Annotated in this window: 5 protein-coding genes; 4 read left to right on the top strand and 1 reads right to left on the bottom strand. The window is 75.0% G+C overall.

Going from position 1 to position 4,236, the window contains the following annotated elements; genetic code table 11:
* Together QI554_RS36380 and QI554_RS36375 are read left to right on the top strand one after the other, a co-directional pair.
* The coding region (locus tag QI554_RS36380; protein ID WP_281476541.1) for a PucR family transcriptional regulator at positions 1–1,034 on the top strand (1,034 nt) is incomplete at its 5' end.
* A 482-nt stretch (positions 1,035–1,516) separates the two neighbouring features.
* On the top strand, positions 1,517–1,969 hold the full coding sequence (locus QI554_RS36375; protein WP_281476539.1) for a hypothetical protein: 453 nt from the start codon (positions 1,517–1,519) through the stop codon (positions 1,967–1,969).
* 10 nt (positions 1,970–1,979) lie between these two features.
* Here the strand turns inward: QI554_RS36375 and QI554_RS36370 are convergent, their stop codons facing one another.
* Positions 1,980–3,338 carry a TIGR04013 family B12-binding domain/radical SAM domain-containing protein gene (locus QI554_RS36370; RefSeq protein WP_281476537.1) on the bottom strand — a complete coding sequence of 453 codons (1,359 nt, stop codon included), beginning with the start codon at positions 3,336–3,338 and terminating at the stop codon, positions 1,980–1,982.
* A gap of 59 nt (positions 3,339–3,397) precedes the next feature.
* Between QI554_RS36370 and QI554_RS36365 the strand changes: the two genes are divergently transcribed.
* Both QI554_RS36365 and QI554_RS36360 read left to right on the top strand, forming a co-directional pair.
* Positions 3,398–3,790: a hypothetical protein gene (locus QI554_RS36365; protein WP_281476535.1), complete on the top strand. Its 393-nt coding sequence runs from the start codon at positions 3,398–3,400 to the stop codon at positions 3,788–3,790.
* Between the two features lie 46 nt (positions 3,791–3,836).
* On the top strand, positions 3,837–4,145 hold the full coding sequence (locus QI554_RS36360) for an MTH1187 family thiamine-binding protein (RefSeq protein WP_281476533.1): 309 nt from the start codon (positions 3,837–3,839) through the stop codon (positions 4,143–4,145).
* The last annotated feature ends 91 nt before the right edge of the window (positions 4,146–4,236 follow it).

Here is a 4,236-nt window from a genome sequence, read left to right as displayed (position 1 = left end):
CGCGCGAGACCGGGCCGACCGGCCGGGTGGACGGCCCCGGCGGCCCAGGCGGCCCAGGCGGCCCAGGCGGCCCCGGCGGCCCCGGCGGCCCCGGCGGCTCCGGCGGCCCCGGTGGTCCCGGCGGCACCGACGTTCCCGACCGGCTCAACGGCGGAGGCGGCGGCGGCGCGGACCAGGACACACGCCCGCCCGACACCCGTCCGCCCGGCACCTCCGCCCCCGGCACCTCCTCCCCCGGCACCTCCTCCCCGGGTACCGGGTCGCCCACCCGGCAGGCCACCGCGGCACTCATCAGCGCGCTGCTGACCGGGGCGGCCGACGCCCGCGCCTATCCCGTCGCGGCCGCGCTGCTCGACCTTCCCGAACAGGGCCGCTACACCGTCGCCGCCGTCGAACCGGCCACACCCGGACCCGGGCCGAGCCCGAGCCTGGGTCTCAACCTGGGGAACGGCGCCAACGGAACCCACCCGGCGGAACGCCGCCCGCCCGCCTCGCTGCCCGGCTTCCCCGACGGGGTCCGGGTGCTGCGTGACCGGGTCCACGTGATCGTCGCGCTGGGCGCCCTGACCGTGGCCGACCTGGCGGCGGGCTTGAGCCTCCCGCCCGGCATCCGCGTCGGCCTGAGCACCGTCGTCACCGGCCTCGGCGCCCTGCCCCGCGCCCGCGTGCTGGCCGAACGGGCCCTGCGGGTGAGCCCCGACGAGCCCGTCGCCCTGCTCGACGACAACCTGCCGGCGGCGATGATCGCCGACAGCCCCGACCTCGCGGCGGCCCTCGTCGACCGGGCACTCGGCCCCGTCCTCGAACTCCCGCCCGGCGACCGCGACTCGCTGCTGACGACCCTGCGCGCCTGGCTCGAGTCGGGCGGCTCGACGCGGCGCGCCGGGAACCGGCTGTTCTACCACCCGAACACGGTCCTGAACCGGCTCCGCCGCTACGAACAACTGACGGGTCGGGTGCTCAGCGACCCGGTGACGATCGTCGAACTGAGCCTGGCCCTGGCCGCACACGAGAGAGGACTCGCGGCGGGGTAGTGGACGGATGCGCGACGGGGCGAGCCGGCGATCGGTCCGCAGTGGCCCGAGCGTCGGCTTCGACCACGCGGGCGTCGACCACCGAGCGCCTACGCTCCGCGCCGCTCGCCCCGCGCCGCGAACTCCCCACGACCTGCCGCGTATGCGCACCGCAGGGGTTGGTCAGCCGTGCCGTCCAAGCAACGGGGCAGCACGGCGGCCGACGCACACGTCCCCACGCCGGCGCCCCGTCGTCGTGAGTCGCACCCCCCTACGAACCCGAAGCACGCCGTCCACCCCACCCCGCTCGACCAACAGGCCCCGGCCTGCTGCGGCGTTCGTGTGAAACCGCTCCGCCGTCCGGGTGGTGGTGATTGCGGCGCGCCCGGGGCACGCTCTTGGCTCTGCGGGGAAGGGCGGTACTCGCCACGGGAGTTACCGAGTCACCGCGGAACGCCTCTGCGTGTCCCCAGGCCGCCCTCGGGACCTGCTGGGAGGCAGCCATGCGCACCCCTACCTCCGCGACCTCACTCCCGCGACGGCTCGTCGGAGCGCTCGCCGCGCTCGTTCTTGCGCTGGCCGCACTCCTCGTCGGACCGGCCGCGGGGCCCGCGCAGGCGGCCACGCGGCAAGCACCGACCGCCGCCATGAAGCAGGCTCCCGGCGAATGCCCGTGGGGCTACGTGTGCCTGACCCCCGGCGGCATCGTGCCGCAGCCGCCGCACCTGGTCCCGGAGTGCGTGAGCGCGTCCTTCGCCCCGCCGTTCGTGGCCTCAGAGGTGCGCAACAACACCAACGCGGTGGTGTGGGTCACGACTGCGGACGACGTGAGCACGTCCCTGTCGCCCGGTGCCGTGATCACGCTGTGGCCGTTGCAGGGCGTGCGGTCCGTCGAGCCGCAGTGCGTCGTCCCGCTGTTGCCGGGCGGAGCTCTGCCGCCGATCGTCGTCCTCTAGGCCGACCCCGCTAGGAGACCGCCTCGGCCTCGCCCGTCCCCTGCCGTCCGACACGGCGGCGCTGTTCGCGGCGCGGGTACGCCTTCGCGGTCTCCGCGAGCCGCTGCGCGTGCTCGGCCTGGCGCTGCCAGTGCCCGTAGAGGTCGCCGCGCGCGGCCAGTTCGTCGAACCGGCGGATGGTGGCCGGGGCCACCACCGCCGGTTCGGCGTCCCGCCACGGTGTGCCCGGCAGCGGCATGAACGTGTGCGCGTGGATGCGGGCGCCGAGCCCGGTCAGCTCCTCGGCGAGGCTCAGCGACGCGTCGGCGTCCACCTCCTCCTCGCCCGGCATGCCGAAGATGAAGTCGACGTTCGGCCGGAACCCCTCCTGCGCGGCGATCCGCACCGCGTCGCGCACCGGCTGCACGCCGTGCCCGCGCTTCGCCGACGCGAGGATCCGGTCGGAGCCGGACTGGGCGCCGATGATGATGTTGTCGTTGGACACGTACTTCTTCAGCAGCCGCATCGCCTCGACGGTGACGTGCTCGGGCCGGATCTCCGACGGGAACGACCCGAAGAACAGCCGCCCGTGCGGCAGCATCTCCTCACGGCACGCGGAGAGCAGCTCCTCGACCGCGTCCAGGTCCGGCGTCTCGTCCTGCGTCCCGTACGACAGGCACGTCGGCGTGATGAACCGCACGTCCTTCAGGCCGCGTTCGGACATCTCCCGGACGTGCCACCGGACACTCTCGACGCTGCGGTGCCGGAACCGCGCGCTGAACGCGAACGGGGTCTGGCAGAAGCGGCAGCTGTAGATGCAACCGCGCGTGATCTCGATCGGGCCGAAGCGGTGGAGGCCGACCGCGAAGGACGGGGTCTCGTCGAGTTCGCGGCGGACGGAGGTGCCGGTGCGGAGTGCGCGGCCGTCGGTGTCGCGCAGCGCGAGGCCGGGCACGCCGGTCAGGGGTGCGCCGGAGCCGAGCGCGGCGACGAGTGACACGAACGTCGCCTCGCCCTCGCCGATGGCCGCGACGTCCCAGCCGGCGTCGAGGATCTGCTGCGGTTCGGCGGTCGCGTGCACGCCGCCGGCGACGTGCGTCACCCGGGGGTCGTCGACCACGGCCCGGATCTGCGCGAGCTCGGCCGCCATCGCCTCGGCGTCCGGCGAGTAGAACGACCACGGCACGAGCACCCGCCCCACGCCCTCGGCCAGCGCGGCGGTGATCAGCTCCGCGGTCTCCTCCGCGGTCCGGCCCAGCCGTACGTCGTGCGTGACGGCGGGCGGGTTCGCCTCGAGCGCGCCGAGGAGCGCGTGCATGCCGTACGTGACGGCCTTGCGGTAACGGACGACAACGGCCACATCAAGGGGGCGGGAGGCGAGCTCGGGCATGCCGCCACGGTACCCGTGCGGCGGAGGTGCTCGTCCCCGGCGGCTGGCACCATACGCGCATGGGTGACGACACGGCCGCCGGCGGGTGGCGCGCGGGGGACGGGGCGGAGGGCGACGCGGTGCTGCCGGTCGTCGTGCGGACCGAGGGCGGTGACGAATACGGCGGGATCGCCGTCGCGGTGCTGGAGGGGCTGCTGCGGCGGATCGGGGCGGCGGGGGACGAGTTCCTCGTGGTCGAGCGCGTCGCCGGTGAGAGCGACGAGTGGTACGCGCAGACCCGGCGGGACGGCGTCGACACCGAGTACCAGGTGGAGTTCCGCGACGGCTCGGCCGACCGGCACTACGTGGCGTGGATGGACGCCGCCGACGAGGTGCTGGCGTTCTTCGTCGGCTGGGCGCGCGACACGGGCGACTGGCGTGGACATCACGCATGGGAGCGCCTGAAGCTGTGATCATCCGGCCGCGCCCGCGGCGGGGTCCCGAGCAGGAGGTCAGCCCGTGATCGTCGCGTTTTCCGTCACCCCGCTGGGCATCGGCGAGGACGTCGGTGAGGCCGTCGCCGAGGCGGTGCGGGTCGTGCGGGCCAGCGGTCTGCCCAATCGCACCGACGCGATGTTCACCTCGATCGAGGGCGAGTGGGACGAGGTCATGGCCGTCGTGAAGGACGCCGTCGACGCGGTGCGGGCGCGGAGCGGGCGGGTCAGCATGACGCTCAAGGCCGACATCCGGGACGGGGTGACCGACGGGCTGACCCGGAAGGTGGAGACCGTCGAGCGGTACCTGGCGCAGCATCCGGACGGGGAGTGACGCGCGGGGGAGCGGTCCTGAACGCGTGAAGCGGCGGGCCCCGGCCCGGGCGGGCCCGGGCCGCCGCGCCAGGGGGGGGCCGCGACGCGCG

It is taken from the genome of Yinghuangia seranimata, assembly GCF_029953285.1.
GTDB classification, from domain to species: Bacteria; Actinomycetota; Actinomycetes; order Streptomycetales; family Streptomycetaceae; genus Yinghuangia; species Yinghuangia seranimata.
Note: the sequence above shows the minus strand (reverse complement) of the source record. Positions and strands in the feature narration are given on the sequence as shown.

Bases quoted from the DNA above. Each gene is read 5' to 3' on its own strand.
- QI554_RS36365 (WP_281476535.1), top strand. From the start codon at position 3,398: ATGGGTGACGACACGGCCGCCGGCGGGTGGCGCGCGGGGGACGGGGCG.
- QI554_RS36375 (WP_281476539.1), top strand. From the start codon at position 1,517: ATGCGCACCCCTACCTCCGCGACCTCACTCCCGCGACGGCTCGTCGGA.
- QI554_RS36370 (WP_281476537.1), bottom strand. From the start codon at position 3,338: ATGCCCGAGCTCGCCTCCCGCCCCCTTGATGTGGCCGTTGTCGTCCGT.